Here is a 15,085-nt window from a genome sequence, read left to right as displayed (position 1 = left end):
AGGGTCAGTGCGGCCCGGCGGGCTCTGCGGCACTCACATGACGCCGCGCATACCGGCTGCCCAGGCTGGTCAGCACCTCGTAGCCGATGGTGCCGGCGGCGGCGGCCACGTCGTCCACCGTCAGGTGCTCGTCCAGCAGGTCGATCGGCGTGCCCTCCTGCAGCGCGGTTTCGGGCAGGTCGGTCGCGTCGATGGTGATGGTGTCCATCGACACCTTGCCCACCAGCGGCAGCGCCTGGCCGTTGAAGCGCACCGTGCCGCGGTTGCTCAGGCTGCGCAGCCAGCCGTCGGCATAACCGGTGGCCAGCGTGGCGATGCGGCTGGGCCGCTGCGCCGTCCAGGCGTGGCCGTAGCCCACGCCGGTGCCGGCCGGGATGTGGCGCAGCTGGATGACCTTGCTGCGCAGCCGCACCACAGGCCGCATCGGGTTGAGCCGTCCGGCCACTGGCGCCACGCCGTACAGCGCCGCACCGGGGCGCAGCAGGTCGTGGTGGAAGGCCGGGCCTAGGAACACGCCCGATGAATTGGCCAGGCTGGCCGGTGCCGCCGGCAGCCGCGCGCGGGCGGCGGCAAAGCGCTGCAGCTGCAGCGCATTGATCGGCGCCCCGGGCTGCTCGGCGCTCACCAGGTGGCTCATCACCAGTTGCAGCTCGATGCCTTCCAGCCGCGTGAGGTCGGCGGCCAGGCGCTCGAACTCGTCGGTGGCCAGGCCCAGCCGGGCCATGCCGGTATCCATCTGCACGGCGGCCGGCAGTCGGCGGCCGAGGTGGCGGGCCAGCGCCGTCCAGGCGCTGATCTGCAGCAGGCTGTTGAGCACCGGCACCAGGCCGTGCGCCACCGCTTCCGGCTCGCTGCCGGGCGGCAGGCCGTGCATCACGAACAGCGTGGCATCGGCCGGCAGCAGCGGGCGCAGCGCGATGCCTTCGTCCAGATGCGCCACGAAGAAGCGGCGGCAGCCGGCCGCATGCAGCGCCGGCGCCACCTGGGCCGCGCCCAGGCCGTAGGCATCGGCCTTGACCACCGCGGCGCAATCGGCCGCGCCGCCGGCCTGCTGCTTGATCAGCCGCCAGTTGTGCACGATGGCGCCCAGGTCGATGTCGAGCCAGGCGCCGGCATTCACCCGGGCGCGGTCATGCATAGCGGTCCAGCCCCATGCCTTCCATGTCGATCTCGGGCCGCTTGCCGTCGATCAGGTCGGCCATCACGCGGCCGGTGCCGGCGGCCATGGTCCAGCCCAGCGTGCCGTGGCCGGTGCTCAGCATCAGGTTGTTCAGCCGGCAGGCGCCGAGGATGGGCGTGCCATCGGGCGTCATCGGCCGCAGCCCGGTCCAGAACTGGGCCTGGCTCACGTCGCTGCCGCGCGGGAACAGGTCGGTCAGCACGAATTCCAGCGTGCGCTGGCGTTCGGCTTCCAGGTCGAGGTTGTAGCCCGAGAGCTGCGCGGTGCCGCCCACGCGGATGCGGTCGCCCAGCCGCGTGACGGCCACCTTGTGCGTCTCGTCCATGATGGTGGATTCGGGCGCCAGCGCCGCGTCGGTGATGGGCACGGTGATCGAGAAGCCCTTGACCGGATACACCGGCAGCCGCAGCCCCAGCGGCCGGGCGATCAGCGGCGAATAGCTGCCCATGGCCAGCACATAGCGGTCGGCGGTGAACGCGCCGCGGCTGGTGTGCACGCCGGTGACGGCGCCGCCGGCCTGCTCGATGCGCTGGATGGTCGCGCCGAACTCGAAGCGCACGCCGAGTCCCCGCGCCATCTCGGCCAGCCGCTGGGTGAAGAGGAAGCAGTCGCCGGTCTCGTCGCCCGGCAGCCGCAGCGCCCCGACGAACTTGTGCGACACCTCGGCCAGCGCCGGCTCATGCTGCAGGTAGCCGGCGCGGTCCAGCAGCTGGTAGGGCACGTTGTACTGCTGCAGGATCTCCACGTTCTTGTCCGCACCGTCCAGCTGCTTCTGGGTACGGAACAGCTGCAGCGTGCCCTGGGTGCGCTCGTCGTAGGCAATGCCGGTCTCGGCGCGCAGCTGCTTCAGGCAGTCGCGGCTGTATTCGGCCAGCCGCACCATGCGGGCCTTGTTGACGCGGTAGCGCGCCTCGGTGCAGTTGCGCAGCATCTGGGCGCCCCAGCGCCACATTGCCGGATCGAGCATCGGCTTGATGACCAGCGGGCTGTGCTGCATCAGCATCCACTTGATGGCCTTCAGCGGCACGCCGGGCCCGGCCCAGGGCGCGGAATAACCGGGCGACACCTCGCCGGCATTGGCGAAGCTGGTTTCCAGGGCCGGCGCGGGCTGGCGGTCCAGCACCGTCACCTCATGGCCCGACCTGGCCAGGTAGTAGGCGATGGACACGCCGATGACACCGCTTCCGAGGACCAGGACCTTCATGCGCCGCACCTTGTTCTTGCGCCGGCCACCCGGCGTCATGCCATGGGCAGGCGCAAGCGCCGTGCCAGCGACGAAAGTGCCGCTGCATCAAGCACTTGGCCCTCTGGGCCTGCGCCGGGTGTATCGATTCGCATACGCTTCCTGTGTGCGCAGCGTAAGATAGCGTCACGAAATCGTTCCGCTGTCATGAATTCATTCCACCCACGATGCGCCTGAAAATCACCTTCATCGACCGCGTCGGCATCGCCCAGCAGATCCTGGCGGTGCTGGCCGCCCGCGGCCTGGACGTGGTGGCGGTGGAGGTCGATCCGCCGCACATCTACCTGGAGGCGCCGGGCCTGCTGGCCAAGGCCTGGCCGGCGCTGCGCAAGGCGCTGCTGGCCGAGGTGCCGGGCGTGCAGCAGGTGCAGGAGCTGCAGATGCTGCCCGGCGCGCGCCGCCGGCTGTACCTGGATGCGCTGCTGTCGTCGCTGGCCGATCCTGTGCTGGCGGTGGATGCCCAAGGCAGCGTGGTGGTGGCCAATCCGGCGGCGGCGCAGGCCAGCGGGCTGGAGCTGCCCGCGCTGCAGGGGCTGTCGCTGCAGCAGCTCACCGGCGACGCGCAGCTGGCGCAATCCCTGGTGGACCACGGCTACAAGCTGCCGGTGGCCGAAGTGCAGGTGGGCGGCCAGGCCTTCCTGATGGAGACGGTGGCGCTGCATGAGCCCGGCGGCGGCGTGGCCGGCGCGGTGCTCACGCTGCATGCGCCGCAGCGGCTGGGCGAGCGCCTGAGCGCGCTGCAGAACTACAGCGCTGGCGGCTTCGAGACGCTGCTCGGCCGCTCCGCCGCCATCCGCCAGCTCAAGCAGCGGGCGGCGCGCATGGCCTCGGTGGACGCGCCCTTGCTGATCCGCGGCGAGACCGGCACCGGCAAGGAACTGGTGGCCCATGCCTGCCATGCCGGCAGCCGCCGCCAGGCGCAGCCCTTCTTCGCGCTGAACTGCGCGGCGCTGCCCGAGAGCCTGGCCGAGAGCGAGCTGTTCGGCTACGCGCCCGGCGCCTTCACTGGCGGCCTGCGCGGCGGGCGGCCCGGCATCCTGGAGCTGGCCGATGGCGGCACGCTGTTCCTGGACGAGATCGGCGAGATGTCGCTGTACCTGCAGGCCAAGCTGCTGCGCTTCCTCAACGACGGCAGCTTCCGCCGCGTGGGCGGCGACCGCGAAATCAGGGCCGACGTGCGGCTGATCAGCGCCACCCACCGCCACCTGGAGGACATGGTGGCCGCCGGCAGCTTCCGGCAGGACCTGCTGTTCCGCATCGACGTGCTGCAGCTGGCCGTGCCGCCGTTGCGCGAGCGCACCGAGGACATCCTGGTGCTGGCCCAGGTGTTCCTGGAGCGGGCCTGCACCCAGGCCGGTCGGCCGCCGGCACGCCTGAGCCGCGCAGCCACCCAGGCGCTGCTGGGCAACCCCTGGCATGGCAATGTGCGGCAGCTGCAGAACGTGATCTTCCGCGCGGTGACCATGACCGATGCGGCCGTGATCGACGCGGGCGACCTGGAGCTGGCCGATGCCGCCACCGCCGCGCCGCCGCCCACCGACGACGACGGCGTCACCAGCCTGGACGACGCGGTCTCGCGCTACGAGCGTGCGCTGCTGCAGCGGCTGTGGCCGCAGTACCCCTCCACGCGCCGGCTGGCCGAGCGGCTGGGCACCTCGCACTCGGCCATTGCGCAGCGCCTGCGCAAGTACGGCATTCCGGGCTGAGGCGCCGGGCGCGCCTTCAGCCCACGGTCTGGCCTTCCGGATCGTCGGGCGCTTCCTCCAGGCGGCTGGCCAGCACCTTGTCGATCGTCTTGCCGTCCATGTCCACGATCTCGAAGCGCCAGCCCTCCCAGTCCACCACGTCGGCCACCTTGGGCAGCCGGCCCGACAGCAGCATCATCATGCCGCTGAGGGTGTGGTAGCGGCCGCGCTCCTCCTCGGGCACCGCGGCCAGGTCCAGCCGGTCCTTCAGCTCGGGCACCGGGATGTGGCCGTCCAGCAGCCAGCTGCCGTCCTCGCGCTGCACCGCCCAGGAGGTCTCGGGGTCGCGCGGGCGGAATTCGCCGGTGATGGCCTCGATCAGGTCCTGCAGCGTGGTGATGCCCTGCACCTCGCCGTACTCGTCGATGACGAAGGCCATCTGCACGTCCGACTGGCGGAAGTTGTCCAGCAGCTCCATGCCGGTGATGGTCTCGGGCACGTACAGCGGCGCCTGCAGCGGCTGGCGGGCCAGCTCGCGCTCGCCGCCGCGCAGGGCCTGCGTCAGCCACTGGCGGGCGTTGACGATGCCCAGCACGTTGTCCAGCCCGCCGCGCACCACCGGGAAGCGCGCATGGTCCGACTCTTCCACCCGCGCCAGGTTGGCCTCGAAGGGCAGGTCCACGTCCAGCACCACCACGTCCGCCCGCGGCACCATCAGCGAGCCGATCTGGCGGTCGTCCAGCCGGAACACGTTGCGCAGCATCGCGTGTTCCTGCGTCTCGATGATGCCGGCGGTGGTGCCTTCGGCCAGCATCGCGTGGATCTCCTCCTCCGTCACCGGGCTGCCGCTGGTCTCCTTCACGCCCAGCAGCTTCAGCAGGCTGCGGGTGGACACCGACAGCAGCACCACGAAGGGCTTGGTGGCCACCGCCAGCAGGTGGATCGGCCGGGCCACCAGCCGGGCCAGCGTCTCGGGGCTGCTCTGGCCGATGCGCTTGGGCACCAGCTCGCCGGCCACGATGGAGAAGTAGGTGATCAGCACCACCACCAGCCCGGTGGCCACGTAGCCGGCATAGGGCGGCGGCATGCCGATGCCGGCCAGCCAGGTGGCCAGCGGCGCGGCCAGCGCGGCCTCGCCCACGATGCCGTTGAGCACGCCGATGGAGGTGATGCCGATCTGGATGGTGGACAGGAACCGGGTCGGGTCCTCGCCCAGCTTGACGGCCGCCACGGCGGCCTGGTCGCCCTCATCGATCAGCTTCTGCAAGCGGGCCTTGCGTGCGGTGACCAGCGCGATCTCCGACATGGCGAACAGGCCGTTGAGCACGATGAGGGCGAAAAGTATGGCGATTTCCATGGTGCGTGGTGTGGGCGCCAGTGGCGGCGCCGGGGTGCGGGAGCGGGTAGGGAGTCAGGGGCAAGGGCGGGGCCGTGGGGCCGCCGCCGCCGGGCGGCGCTCAGCGCGTGGCCGGCGGGTGTGCAGGGGCCTGCCGCGGCGGGCGGTGCAGGCTGCCGGGCGGCGAGGGCGACCAGGCGGCGGGCAGGTACAGCGGCGGTGCCGCGGGCATGGCAGCCGGCGCGGGCATGCGGGGCGCCGCGGGCGGCAGCGCGGGCGCGTCCAGCGCGGCGTCGGCCAGGGCCTGCGCGGGCAGGTCGTCGAGATGATGGTCGGCCACCGAGCCGTCCGCCAGCTCGGCGGAGCCGGGCGCCGCCAGCACGGCCGCGGTGGCGGCCGGGGTGCCTCCCGGCACCACGATCAGCGGCTGTTCATGCGCGGTGGCACCGGACCACAACAGCACGAACGAAAGGAACAGAGCCAATAGCCGCGAGGACATGAGGGGGCCGATTGTAGGTGCCGCCTTCGCGGCCCCCTTGCCGGCCCTTCAGCGGCCCCCGCGGCGGGGCCCGCGGCTTACTTGCCGCCGCGCAGCTTGGACAGCGCGGCCTGGGTCTCGTTCCACAGGTCCATGCCCACGGTGGTGCCGATGCTGGCGTTCACGTGGGTGAGCTTGTCGCGCATGCGGGCGGCCTCGGTGGCGGGCACCTCGTTGATCTGCATGCCCTTGGCCTTCAGGTCGGCCAGGGCCTTGGCGGCTTCCTCGCGCGTGTCCTTGCGCTCGAAGTCGCGGCTGGCCGCGGCGGCGTCGCGCAGCACCTTCTGCTCGTCCTTGCTCAGGCCGTCCCACCACTTCTTGCTCACCAGCACGATCCACGGGCTGTACACGTGGTTGGTGATGCTGAGGTACTTCTGCACCTCGTAGAACTTGCTCGACAGGATGGTGTTGTACGGGTTCTCCTGGCCGTCCACCGTGTTGGTCTCCAGCGCGCTGAACAGCTCCGAGAACGGCAGCGGCACGGCGTTGGCGCCCAGCAGCTTGAAGCTGTCCAGGTAGACGTTGTTCTGCATCACGCGCAGCTTCACGCCGCCCAGGTCTTCCATCTTGGCGATGGGGCGCTTGCTGTTGGTCAGGTTGCGGAAGCCGTTCTCCCAGTACACCAGGCCCACCAGGCCCTTGTCCTCCAGCTTGTCCATCACCTTGCGGCCGATCGGGCCGTCGAGCACCGCGTCGGCCTCCTTCACGTTGTTGAACAGGAAGGGCGTGTCCCACAGCGCCATCTCCTTGGTGATGCCCACCAGCGTGGCGGTGGAGCCCACCATCATCTCCTGGGCGCCGCCGATCAGCGCCTGCTGCATCTGCGTGTCCGGGCCCAGGGCGGCGGCGCCGATGGCGCGCACCTTCATCTTGTTGCCCGAGCGCTTGGCCACCTCGTCGGCGAAGACCTTGGCCGCGCGGCCCTGGTTGCTCTGCTCGTTCAGGCCGTAGCCGAAGCGGATCAGGCGGGGCTTGATGTCCTGCGCCTGGGCGATGGCGGGCACGAGGGTGGCCACGCAGGCGGCGGCCAGCAGGGTGCGACGGATGATGTTCATGGTTGTCTCCTAGAAAAATGCAAACAGGCGGACGAGGAAGGGAAGATCAGCGCATCCACGCCACCGGCGCGATCACGATCTGCGGGAAGACCACGAACAGCGCCAGGATCAGCGTGTAGGTGATGAGGAAGGGGTTCACGCCCCGGATGACCTGGTGCAGCGGCATGCGCCCCACGCCGGCCACCACGTTGAGCACCGTGCCCACCGGCGGCGTGATCAGGCCGATGGCGCCGTTGAGGATGAACATCAGGCCGAAGTACACCGGGTCGATGCCGGCCTTGACCGCGATCGGCAGCATCACCGGCGCGAAGATCAGGATGGTGGGCGTGAGGTCGAGCGCCGTGCCCACCAGCACCAGCACGATCATCATCACCGCCATCAGCAGCCGCGGGTTGTCCACCAGCGGGCCCAGCCAGCCGGTGAGCACGCCCGGCAGGTCGGCCAGCGTGATCATGTAGCTGGCCACCTGCGCGCCGGCGCACAGGAACATCACGATGGCGGTGGTCTTGGCCGCGCGCACCAGCACGCCGCGCATCTCGGCGATGTGCATCTCGCGGTGGATGAACAGGGCCACGGCCAATGCGTAGAAGGCGGCCACCACGGCGGCCTCGGTGGGCGTGAACACGCCGCTCTTCATGCCGCCGATGATGATGACGGGCATCAGCAGCGCCCAGAAGGCCTTGGCCGTGGCGCGCAGCCGCTCGCGCATCGGCAGCGCGGTGCCTTCGGCCAGCGTCATCTTGCGCAGCACCAGCTTCCAGGCCACGATCAGGCCGGCGCCCATGAACAGCCCCGGCACGATGCCCGAGATGAACAGCGCCGAGATCGAGGTGTTGGTGGTCACGCCATAGATCACGAACGGCATCGACGGCGGGATGATGGGCGCGATGATGCCGCCCGAGGCGATGAGGCCGGCCGAGGTACCCAGCGGGTAGCCCTGGCGGCGCATCATCGGCAGCAGGATGGTGGCCAGCGCCGCGGTGTCGGCCAGGGCCGAGCCGCTCATGCTGGCCATCAGCACCGCGGCGCCGATGGCCACGTAGCCCAGGCCGCCGCGGATGTGGCCCACCCAGGCCTGCGCCATGTCGATGATGCGGCGGCTGATGCCGCCGGAATTCATCAGCTCGCCGGCCAGGATGAAGAAGGGCACCGCCAGCAGCGCGAAGCTGTCCACGCCGCCCACCAGGTTCTGCGCCAGCAGCTGGGTGTCCCAGAAGCCCAGCACCCAGGCCATGCCGGCGCCGGTGAGCACCAGGGCCAGGGCCATGTTCATGCCGATGCCCATGAGCAGCAGCATGCCGCCGCAGAAGACGATGAAGGCCAGGCCTTCGGAACTCAGGTTCAACATCGCCATTTACTCCACGTCGCCCGAATGGCCGAGGTCCAGCGGCCTGCCGCGCACCAGCTCGATCAGCGCCATCACGCCGATGCTCACCGCGCACAGCAGCGCGGGCAGCGGCAGCAGCATCACCGGGTACTGCAGCACCACGCTGCGGCTGTCCATGCCCACCACCACCTGCTGCCAGGCGCCCCAGCCCAGCATCACGCAGGCCGCGATCACCAGCAGGCGGATCAGCAGCGTCATCGCCTTGAACACCGCCGGCTTGTGCTGCAGCATGCCCACCAGGCTGGTGAAGGCCATGTGCTCGCCGGCCGGGTAGGCCGCCGTGGCGCCGATGAACACCATCCACACGAACAGCAGGCGCGACAGTTCCTCGCTGGCATTGATGCCGCTGCCGAAGCCGTAGCGCAGCACCACGTTGATGAACACCGCCAGCGCCATCACGCCCAGGCACAGCGCCATCGCGTTCTCGATCCAGCGGGTGAGGCCCCGGGCCCGCGGCGTGTCGTGTTGCGGGTCGGCCATCTTCTCGGGAATCGTCATGCGGTGGGCTCCGTGGCATGCAGCCAGGCGCTGAGCTGCTGCACGAGTTGCGGGATGGGCAGCAGCGCGTCCAGCCGCAGCACGCCGGGCTCGCCCACGGGCGATTCCAGCGTGGCGAACTGGCTGTCCACCAGGCTGGCCGAGAAGAAGTGCGACGCCGCGCGCTGGGCCACGCGGCGCAGCGAGTCGTCGCGGCCGATGTCCAGGAAGGCAAACCGCAGGCCGGGGGCGGCGGCCCGAAGCTGGTCGCGGTAGCTGCGCTTGAGCGCCGAGCAGGTGAGCACGATGGGCCCGCCCGGCTGCTGCAGCTGCGTGCCCAGCGTGGCCAGCCAGCCCTGGCGGTCGGCGTCGGTGAGGGCGATGCCGCGGCTCATCTTGTCGCGGCTCTCGGCGCTGTGGAAGTTGTCGCCTTCCACCAGCGGCAGGCCCTCGGCCTGCGCCAGCGCGGCGGCGACGCTGGACTTGCCGCAACCGGCCACGCCCATCACCACGATCGAATGCTGCATGTGTCGTCAGCCTGTCTGCCCGGGGCGGCTGGATAGCGCTGTCCGGTCTTGGGCGTTAAAAGGCGGTGCCATGGAGTGGGGCCACCGCCTTGTGTTGTGAGTGCCGGATCAGGGTGGACCCTGAGAGGCAATGAAACTGGATAGCGCTATCCTACGCAGCCGGGTGAAGTGTTGCCCACCGTGTTTTCCCTGATGAGACCGCCGATGACCCCACCCGCCGCCCGTTCCCGAGCCACCGGCCGCGTGACGCTGGCCGATGTGGCGCAGGCCGCCGGTGTCAGCCCCATCACCGTCTCGCGCGCGCTGCGCGGCGAGCGGGCGGTGGCCCCGGACCTGGTGGCCCGGGTGCAGGCGGCGGCGCTGAAGCTCGGCTATGTGCCCGATCCCGCGGCGCGGGCGCTGGCCTCGCGCCACAGCACCCATGTGGCGGTGCTGATCCCGCTGCTGACCAATGCGCTGTTCGTCGACCTGCTGGAATCGGTGCAGCTGCACCTGCGCCGCGCGGGCTACCAGACGCTGATCGGCATCACGCACTACGACCCCAGCGAGGAGGAGCAGCTGCTGCGCGAGCAGCTGGTGCACCGTCCGGCGGGCCTCATCGTCACCGGCTTCGACCGCCACGAGCGCACGCGCGCGCTCATCGAGCAGAGCGGCGTTCCCTGCGTGCATGTGATGGAGACGTCGGACACGCCGGGGCAGTACAGCGTGGGCCTGTCGCAGGCCGATGCCGGCGCGGCGCTCACCCGCCACCTGCTGGAGCGCGGCCGGCGCCGCGTCGCCTTCGCCGCCGCCCAACTCGACCCGCGGGTGATGCAGCGGCTGGACGGCTGGCGCCGCGCGCTGCAGGCCGCCGGGCTGTACGACGCGCGGCTGGAATGGCTGAATCCCGCGCCCTCGTCGCTGGCGCTGGGCAGCCGCATGTTCGAGCAGATCATGGCCCAGAAGCCCGCGGTGGATGCCATCTTCTTCTGCAACGACGACCTGGCCCAGGGCGCGCTGCTGGCCGCCGCCCGCCACCGCATCGCGGTGCCGAAGCGCGTGGCCATCGCCGGCTTCAACGACCTGACCGGCAGCGACCTGGCCAACCCGCCGCTGACCACCGTGCGCACGCCGCGCAGCGAGATCGGCACCGTGGCCACGCAGATGCTGCTGCGCCTGATGCGCGGCGAGACGGTGAGCCCGACCTCGGTGGACCTGGGGTTCGAGCTGGTGGTGCGGGAAAGCAGCTGAGTGGTGGTGCTCAGCGCACCTGCGGCAGCGCCATCCCCAGCGCCCTGAACCGCTGCTGCCCCACCGGCCGCTGCTTGCAGGCCACGCCGCCCAGTTCCACGCCGCCGTCGTCGCTCAGCACCTGCAGGCCGCCCGGGCTGCCGGGCCAGGCGAACAAGGCCTCTGGCCGCAGGTCGGCCAGCGCGGTGCTGTCGAGCAGCTGCGGTGCGTCGGCCGGCCGGCCGCTCCAGCGGTAGAGGCTGAAGCTGCCGCGGTCGGCGGTGGGGCCGGCGACGATCCAGTACGCGCCGGCCGCCCATTCCATGCTGCGGATGCCGCGGTTGCGCAGCGGCAGCAGCAGCGGCTCGCCGAAGCGCGCCGGCTGGCCGCGGTCGATCACCTCGGCCGGGTTGAGCAGCGGCACGACGAGCGCGCGGCCGTTGGGGACGGGGTTGCGAAAGCCGACCAGCAGCCCGCCGTCCGGCATCGCCGCCAGCCCTTCGATGTTCAGGCCGCCCGGCGCTTCGGGCGGCAGGGCGGCGGCGTCCTTCAGCTTCAGGTGGCGCAGCGTGGGCGCGGCGGCCATGTCGTCCAGCATGCGCGTGTAGGCCGCGCCGGTGGGCAGCAGCAGGCCGTCTTCGGCCTCCACCGCGAAGAAGCGGTGGCGCTCCTCGCGCTTCTTGCCGCTGCTGTTGCGGCCATGGGATGCGATCCAGTAGATGCGGTTGCCGATGCGGGCCGCGCCTTCGATGTCCGACTCCCGCTGGCCGCTGCCGAGCAGGCCCGCCAGCGGCAGCGTGCCGGCCGGCTCGGGCTCGCCGCGGGTGTACAGGCGCAGCAGGTTGTCCTCGTCGTTGGCCACGACGAAATGCGTGACGTCCAGCGCCACCGCGGCCGAGGCATCGCACAGGCCGCGGTAGTGCTCCGTGGCCGCCTGCACCGGCGCACCGGCCAGGGCGGCCATCAGCAGGCACAGGCCGCGGCGCCGGGCCTGCATCACAGGTCGGTGCGCAAGCGCCAGATCTCGGGGAACAGCACCACGTCCAGCATCTTGCGCAGGTAGCTCACGCCGCCGGTGCCGCCGGTGCCGCGCTTGAAGCCGATCACCCGTTCCACCGTGGTGACGTGGCGGAAGCGCCAGAGCCGGAAGGCGTCCTCCAGGTCGGTGAGCTTCTCGCCCAGCTGGTACAGGTCCCAGTGCCGGTCGGGGTGGCGGTACACCTCCAGCCAGGCGGCTTCCACCTCGTCGCTCTGCTCGTAAGGCAGGGTCCAGTCGCGCTCCAGGTGGCTGGCCGGCACCGGCAGGCCACGGCGGGCCAGCAGGCGCAGCGCCTCGTCGTACAGCGAAGGCGCGCGCCAGGCGCTGTCCACCATCGCCAGCAGGTCGGGCCGGTGCTCATGCGGCTTGAGCATGGCGGGGTTCTTGTTGCCGAGCTTGAACTCGATGCAGCGGTACTGCGCGCTCTGGAAGCCGCTGCTCCTGGCCAGGTAGGGCCGCATGGCGGTGTATTCGGGCGGCGTCATGGTGGACAGCACCGTCCAGGCGCTCACCAGTTGCTCCATGATGCGGCTGACGCGCGCCAGCATCTTGAAGGCCGGCGCCATGCGCTCCTCGGCCACGCACTGCATGGCCGCGCCCAGCTCGTGCAGCATCAGCTTCATCCACAGCTCGCTGGTCTGGTGCTGCACGATGAACAGCATCTCGTCATGCGCGGGCGACAGCGGATGCTGGGCGCTCAGCACCTCGTCCAGGTGCAGGTAGTCGCCGTAGCTCATGTCGCGGCTGAAGTCGAGCTGCGCGCCTTCCTCCTGCACGATGCGTTCGGTCTCGGCCAGCGGCGCGGGGGTGTGGGATGGTGCGGTCATGGGAGTTCCTCTGCAGCGGCGGGCAGTGCAGGTTTCAGGCCACGCCCAGGTGCTGCGCGACCCAGCGGCACAGCGGGCTGTCGGCATCCTCGAAGCCGTGGATGGCGTCGAAGTGATGGCGGCCGGGCTGCGGCATCAGCTCGGCCGCATTGCCCGCGGCCTGCCAGGCCGCGTGGTACGAGGTGGACTGCCGCTCGAACTCGGCCGATTCGTCGCCGCCCCAGGTGATGAGCGCCGGCGTGGCGCAAGGCCGCACGCCGAAGGCCGGCGAGTTGCGGCGGATGATGCCGTCGTCCAGCTGGATCATCGGCTGCAGGTAGCTGTAGCGCAGCGGCTCCAGCTCGTACAGGCCGCTGACCAGCACCGCCGCGGCAAAGGGATCGGCCGGCAGGCCGTAGTCCTCCTGCCAACGGGTCTGCAGCGCCATCGCGGTGAGGTGGCCGCCGGCCGAATGACCGCCGATGGCCACGCGCCGCGCATCGCCGCCATGCGGGCCGATGTGGCGCAGCACCCAGGCCAGCGCGGCACGCGTCTGCCGCACGATCTCGTCGAGGCTGACGTAGGGGCACAGCGCGTAGTTGGGCACCACCGTGGTGATGCCGCGCTGCCGCAGGCCCAGCGCCACGCAGCTGAATTCCTTGGACGACAGGCTGCGCCAGTAGCCGCCGTGGATGAAGACGAACACCGGCGCACCGGGCTGCGCCGCCGGAAAGATGTCCAGCGTTTCGGCCAGCGTGGCGCCGAAGGGCAGGTCCAGCGTGCAGGGCAGGGTGGCGCGGGCCATTGCGCTGCGCTCCACGTAGTGGCGCGCTTCGGCCGCGGCGTCGGCCACCGCGGCCGAGGCGTTGTACTGCGCGTCGATCTCGGCCTGCGAGGTGAAGCCGCGGAACAGCGGGCGGGGCATGCTCATGGCGGCGGCCTCAATGCTTGTGGTGGTGCGCGTCCATCGCCTTGGCGCCTTCGTCGCGCGGCTGCACCCACAGCTCGGTGTTCACCGTGCCGGCCCGCTCGAAGGTCAGGGTGATGGGCAGCTTGTCGCCGGCGGAAAGGGGCCTCGCCAGCTGCATCAGCATCATGTGCAGGCCGCCCGGGGCCATGCGCACCGTGGCACCGGGCGCGATGGCGATGCCGTCCAGCTCGCGCATCTGCATCACGTCGCCCTGCATCTTCATCTCGTGCAGCTCCACGCGGCCGACGGCGGGCGATGCGGCCTTGAGCAGCCGGTCGGGCTGGCGGCCGGTGTTCTTCAGGTCGATGAAGCCGATGCCGTTAGGCGCGCCCTTCAGGCTGGGCAGGGCATACGGATGCAGCACGACGATGTCGCCGGCCTTCACCTCATGGGCCTGCAATGCGGAGGTGGAACACAGCGCCAGCGTGGCGGCCAGGGCGTGCAAGAAGTGTCGGCGCATCGGGTTTCCTGAGGGGTGCGGGCAGGGCGCGCGGATTGTAGGAGCCGCCCCTGCAGCCCGGATGCGCCGGGCCTCAGGGCGTGAGCGCCACCTTCAGCACGCCGTCGCGCTGGTGCGAGAACAGCTCGTAGGCTGCCTCGATCTCCTCCAGCCGGAAGCGGTGCGTCACCAGCGCACCCAGGTCGGCCCGGCCGGATTCGATGGCCGACATCAGCCGGCGCATGCGCTCCTTGCCGCCGGGGCACAGGGTGGTGACGATCCTGTGGTCGCCCAGGCCGGCCGCGAAGGCGCCCAGCGGGATCTTCAGGTCGGTGGCGTACACGCCCAGGCTGGACAGCGTGCCGCCCGGGCGCAGCACCCGCAGCGCGGCCTCGAAGGTGGCCTGCGTGCCCAGTGCCTCGATCGACGCATCCACGCCGCGGCCACCGGTGATCTTCAGGATCTCGTCGACCACGTCCACCCGGCTGGCGTCCACCACCACGTCGGCGCCCATGCGGCGGGCCATCTCCAGCCGGGCCGGCAGGCGGTCCACGCCGATCACCAGCGTGGCGCCGCTGAGCTTGGCGCCCAGCGTGGCGCACAGGCCGATCGGGCCCTGCGCGAACACCGCCACCGTGTCGCCGATGCGGATGCCTGCGCTCTCGGCGCCGGAAAAGCCGGTGGACATGATGTCGGGGCACATCAGCACCTGCTCGTCGGTGAGGGCATCGGGCACCGGCGCCAGGTTGGCCATGGCGTCGGGCACCAGGAGGTACTCGGCCTGCGCGCCGTCGATGGTGTTGCCGAAGCGCCAGCCGCCCAGCGGCTTCCAGCCGTGCTCGGTGCCGGCGCCGTCCTGCGAGCCGCAGCCGCACAGGCAGGCATTGCTCCAGCCGCTGGGCGTGATGGCGCCGGCGATCACGCGCTGGCCCTCGCGGTAGCCGCGCACCGCGGAACCCAGCTGCTCGATCACACCCACCGGCTCATGGCCGACGGTCAGTCCGCGCGCCACCGGGTACTCGCCCTTGAGGATGTGCACATCGGTGCCGCAGATGGTGGTGGTGGTGATGCGCAGCAGCGCATCCAGCGGGCCGATCTCGGGCACCGGCTTGTCGTCGATCACGATGCGGCCGGGCTCCACGAACACGGCGGCTTTCATCATCCGGGGCATGGGCTACTCCTTGTTGCCTGCGC

Annotated in this window: 15 protein-coding genes; 2 read left to right on the top strand and 13 right to left on the bottom strand. The window is 70.9% G+C overall.

Annotated features, from left to right (window positions below):
- Nucleotides 1–4: 4 nt before the first annotated feature.
- Entirely contained in the window at nucleotides 5–1,138 is a 1,134-nt protein-coding gene (alr, locus tag VO99_RS16255) for an alanine racemase (protein ID WP_046113929.1), read from the bottom strand.
- Nucleotides 1,131–2,384: a D-amino acid dehydrogenase gene (locus VO99_RS16250; protein ID WP_046114046.1), complete on the bottom strand. Its 1,254-nt coding sequence runs from the start codon at nucleotides 2,382–2,384 to the stop codon at nucleotides 1,131–1,133. Before VO99_RS16250 ends, alr begins: the two co-directional genes overlap by 8 nt.
- A 206-nt stretch (nucleotides 2,385–2,590) precedes the next feature.
- Between VO99_RS16250 and VO99_RS16245 the strand changes: the two genes are divergently transcribed.
- Complete coding sequence (locus tag VO99_RS16245; RefSeq protein ID WP_046113928.1) at nucleotides 2,591–4,129, top strand: sigma 54-interacting transcriptional regulator; 1,539 nt, start codon at nucleotides 2,591–2,593, stop codon at nucleotides 4,127–4,129.
- 16 nt (nucleotides 4,130–4,145) lie between these two features.
- Here VO99_RS16245 and VO99_RS16240 read toward each other — a convergent pair whose 3' ends face one another.
- The 6 genes from VO99_RS16240 to VO99_RS16215 all read right to left on the bottom strand — a co-directional run bounded on the left by VO99_RS16240 (nucleotide 4,146) and on the right by VO99_RS16215 (nucleotide 9,428).
- Complete coding sequence (locus VO99_RS16240) at nucleotides 4,146–5,465, bottom strand: hemolysin family protein (protein ID WP_046113927.1); 1,320 nt, start codon at nucleotides 5,463–5,465, stop codon at nucleotides 4,146–4,148.
- 100 nt (nucleotides 5,466–5,565) lie between these two features.
- Nucleotides 5,566–5,943 (bottom strand): hypothetical protein, encoded by a 378-nt coding sequence (locus VO99_RS16235; RefSeq protein WP_157039594.1) that lies wholly within the window; start codon nucleotides 5,941–5,943, stop codon nucleotides 5,566–5,568.
- 77 nt (nucleotides 5,944–6,020) lie between these two features.
- Nucleotides 6,021–7,037, bottom strand: coding sequence for a TRAP transporter substrate-binding protein (locus VO99_RS16230; protein WP_046113925.1), 1,017 nt, complete (start codon nucleotides 7,035–7,037; stop codon nucleotides 6,021–6,023).
- A gap of 46 nt (nucleotides 7,038–7,083) precedes the next feature.
- Complete coding sequence (locus VO99_RS16225; protein WP_375136400.1) at nucleotides 7,084–8,334, bottom strand: TRAP transporter large permease; 1,251 nt, start codon at nucleotides 8,332–8,334, stop codon at nucleotides 7,084–7,086.
- A gap of 57 nt (nucleotides 8,335–8,391) precedes the next feature.
- Nucleotides 8,392–8,922, bottom strand: a complete 531-nt coding sequence (locus VO99_RS16220) for a TRAP transporter small permease (RefSeq protein ID WP_375136398.1) — start codon at nucleotides 8,920–8,922, stop codon at nucleotides 8,392–8,394.
- Nucleotides 8,919–9,428 carry a gluconokinase gene (locus tag VO99_RS16215; protein WP_046113924.1) on the bottom strand — a complete coding sequence of 170 codons (510 nt, stop codon included), beginning with the start codon at nucleotides 9,426–9,428 and terminating at the stop codon, nucleotides 8,919–8,921. The genes VO99_RS16220 and VO99_RS16215 overlap by 4 nt, the downstream gene beginning before the upstream one ends.
- A gap of 204 nt (nucleotides 9,429–9,632) precedes the next feature.
- On the opposite strand from VO99_RS16215, the gene gntR reads away from it, so the two are divergent.
- The gene (gene gntR, locus VO99_RS16210; RefSeq protein WP_046113923.1) at nucleotides 9,633–10,658 is read left to right on the top strand and encodes an HTH-type transcriptional regulator GntR; all 1,026 of its coding nucleotides are present in this window, start codon (nucleotides 9,633–9,635) and stop codon (nucleotides 10,656–10,658) included.
- 10 nt (nucleotides 10,659–10,668) lie between these two features.
- Here gntR and VO99_RS16205 read toward each other — a convergent pair whose 3' ends face one another.
- From VO99_RS16205 to VO99_RS16185, 5 genes are all read right to left on the bottom strand, one after another.
- Nucleotides 10,669–11,634, bottom strand: a complete 966-nt coding sequence (locus tag VO99_RS16205; protein WP_052736388.1) for a DUF3616 domain-containing protein — start codon at nucleotides 11,632–11,634, stop codon at nucleotides 10,669–10,671.
- Nucleotides 11,634–12,503: a tryptophan 2,3-dioxygenase gene (kynA, locus tag VO99_RS16200; protein ID WP_046113922.1), complete on the bottom strand. Its 870-nt coding sequence runs from the start codon at nucleotides 12,501–12,503 to the stop codon at nucleotides 11,634–11,636. Before kynA ends, VO99_RS16205 begins: the two co-directional genes overlap by 1 nt.
- A 34-nt stretch (nucleotides 12,504–12,537) precedes the next feature.
- Nucleotides 12,538–13,413 (bottom strand): alpha/beta hydrolase, encoded by an 876-nt coding sequence (locus VO99_RS16195; RefSeq protein WP_046113921.1) that lies wholly within the window; start codon nucleotides 13,411–13,413, stop codon nucleotides 12,538–12,540.
- Between the two features lie 10 nt (nucleotides 13,414–13,423).
- Nucleotides 13,424–13,912: a copper chaperone PCu(A)C gene (locus tag VO99_RS16190; protein WP_046113920.1), complete on the bottom strand. Its 489-nt coding sequence runs from the start codon at nucleotides 13,910–13,912 to the stop codon at nucleotides 13,424–13,426.
- 73 nt (nucleotides 13,913–13,985) lie between these two features.
- Nucleotides 13,986–15,062: an NAD(P)-dependent alcohol dehydrogenase gene (locus VO99_RS16185; RefSeq protein ID WP_046113919.1), complete on the bottom strand. Its 1,077-nt coding sequence runs from the start codon at nucleotides 15,060–15,062 to the stop codon at nucleotides 13,986–13,988.
- Nucleotides 15,063–15,085: the final 23 nt, after the last annotated feature.

It is taken from the genome of Aquincola tertiaricarbonis, from assembly GCF_000969605.1.
GTDB classification, from domain to species: Bacteria; Pseudomonadota; Gammaproteobacteria; order Burkholderiales; family Burkholderiaceae_C; genus Aquincola; species Aquincola tertiaricarbonis.
This window is presented reverse-complemented; position numbering and strand designations above follow the sequence as displayed.

What these genes read in the sequence shown, in the direction of transcription:
- alr (WP_046113929.1), bottom strand. Translation starts at nt 1,138, where the DNA reads ATGCATGACCGCGCCCGGGTGAATGCCGGCGCCTGGCTCGACATCGAC.
- VO99_RS16250 (WP_046114046.1), bottom strand. Translation starts at nt 2,384, where the DNA reads ATGAAGGTCCTGGTCCTCGGAAGCGGTGTCATCGGCGTGTCCATCGCC.
- VO99_RS16245 (WP_046113928.1), top strand. Translation starts at nt 2,591, where the DNA reads ATGCGCCTGAAAATCACCTTCATCGACCGCGTCGGCATCGCCCAGCAG.
- VO99_RS16240 (WP_046113927.1), bottom strand. Translation starts at nt 5,465, where the DNA reads ATGGAAATCGCCATACTTTTCGCCCTCATCGTGCTCAACGGCCTGTTC.
- VO99_RS16235 (WP_157039594.1), bottom strand. Translation starts at nt 5,943, where the DNA reads ATGTCCTCGCGGCTATTGGCTCTGTTCCTTTCGTTCGTGCTGTTGTGG.
- VO99_RS16230 (WP_046113925.1), bottom strand. Translation starts at nt 7,037, where the DNA reads ATGAACATCATCCGTCGCACCCTGCTGGCCGCCGCCTGCGTGGCCACC.
- VO99_RS16225 (WP_375136400.1), bottom strand. Translation starts at nt 8,334, where the DNA reads ATGCTGCTGCTCATGGGCATCGGCATGAACATGGCCCTGGCCCTGGTG.
- VO99_RS16220 (WP_375136398.1), bottom strand. Translation starts at nt 8,922, where the DNA reads ATGACGATTCCCGAGAAGATGGCCGACCCGCAACACGACACGCCGCGG.
- VO99_RS16215 (WP_046113924.1), bottom strand. Translation starts at nt 9,428, where the DNA reads ATGCAGCATTCGATCGTGGTGATGGGCGTGGCCGGTTGCGGCAAGTCC.
- gntR (WP_046113923.1), top strand. Translation starts at nt 9,633, where the DNA reads ATGACCCCACCCGCCGCCCGTTCCCGAGCCACCGGCCGCGTGACGCTG.
- VO99_RS16205 (WP_052736388.1), bottom strand. Translation starts at nt 11,634, where the DNA reads ATGCAGGCCCGGCGCCGCGGCCTGTGCCTGCTGATGGCCGCCCTGGCC.
- kynA (WP_046113922.1), bottom strand. Translation starts at nt 12,503, where the DNA reads ATGACCGCACCATCCCACACCCCCGCGCCGCTGGCCGAGACCGAACGC.
- VO99_RS16195 (WP_046113921.1), bottom strand. Translation starts at nt 13,413, where the DNA reads ATGAGCATGCCCCGCCCGCTGTTCCGCGGCTTCACCTCGCAGGCCGAG.
- VO99_RS16190 (WP_046113920.1), bottom strand. Translation starts at nt 13,912, where the DNA reads ATGCGCCGACACTTCTTGCACGCCCTGGCCGCCACGCTGGCGCTGTGT.
- VO99_RS16185 (WP_046113919.1), bottom strand. Translation starts at nt 15,062, where the DNA reads ATGCCCCGGATGATGAAAGCCGCCGTGTTCGTGGAGCCCGGCCGCATC.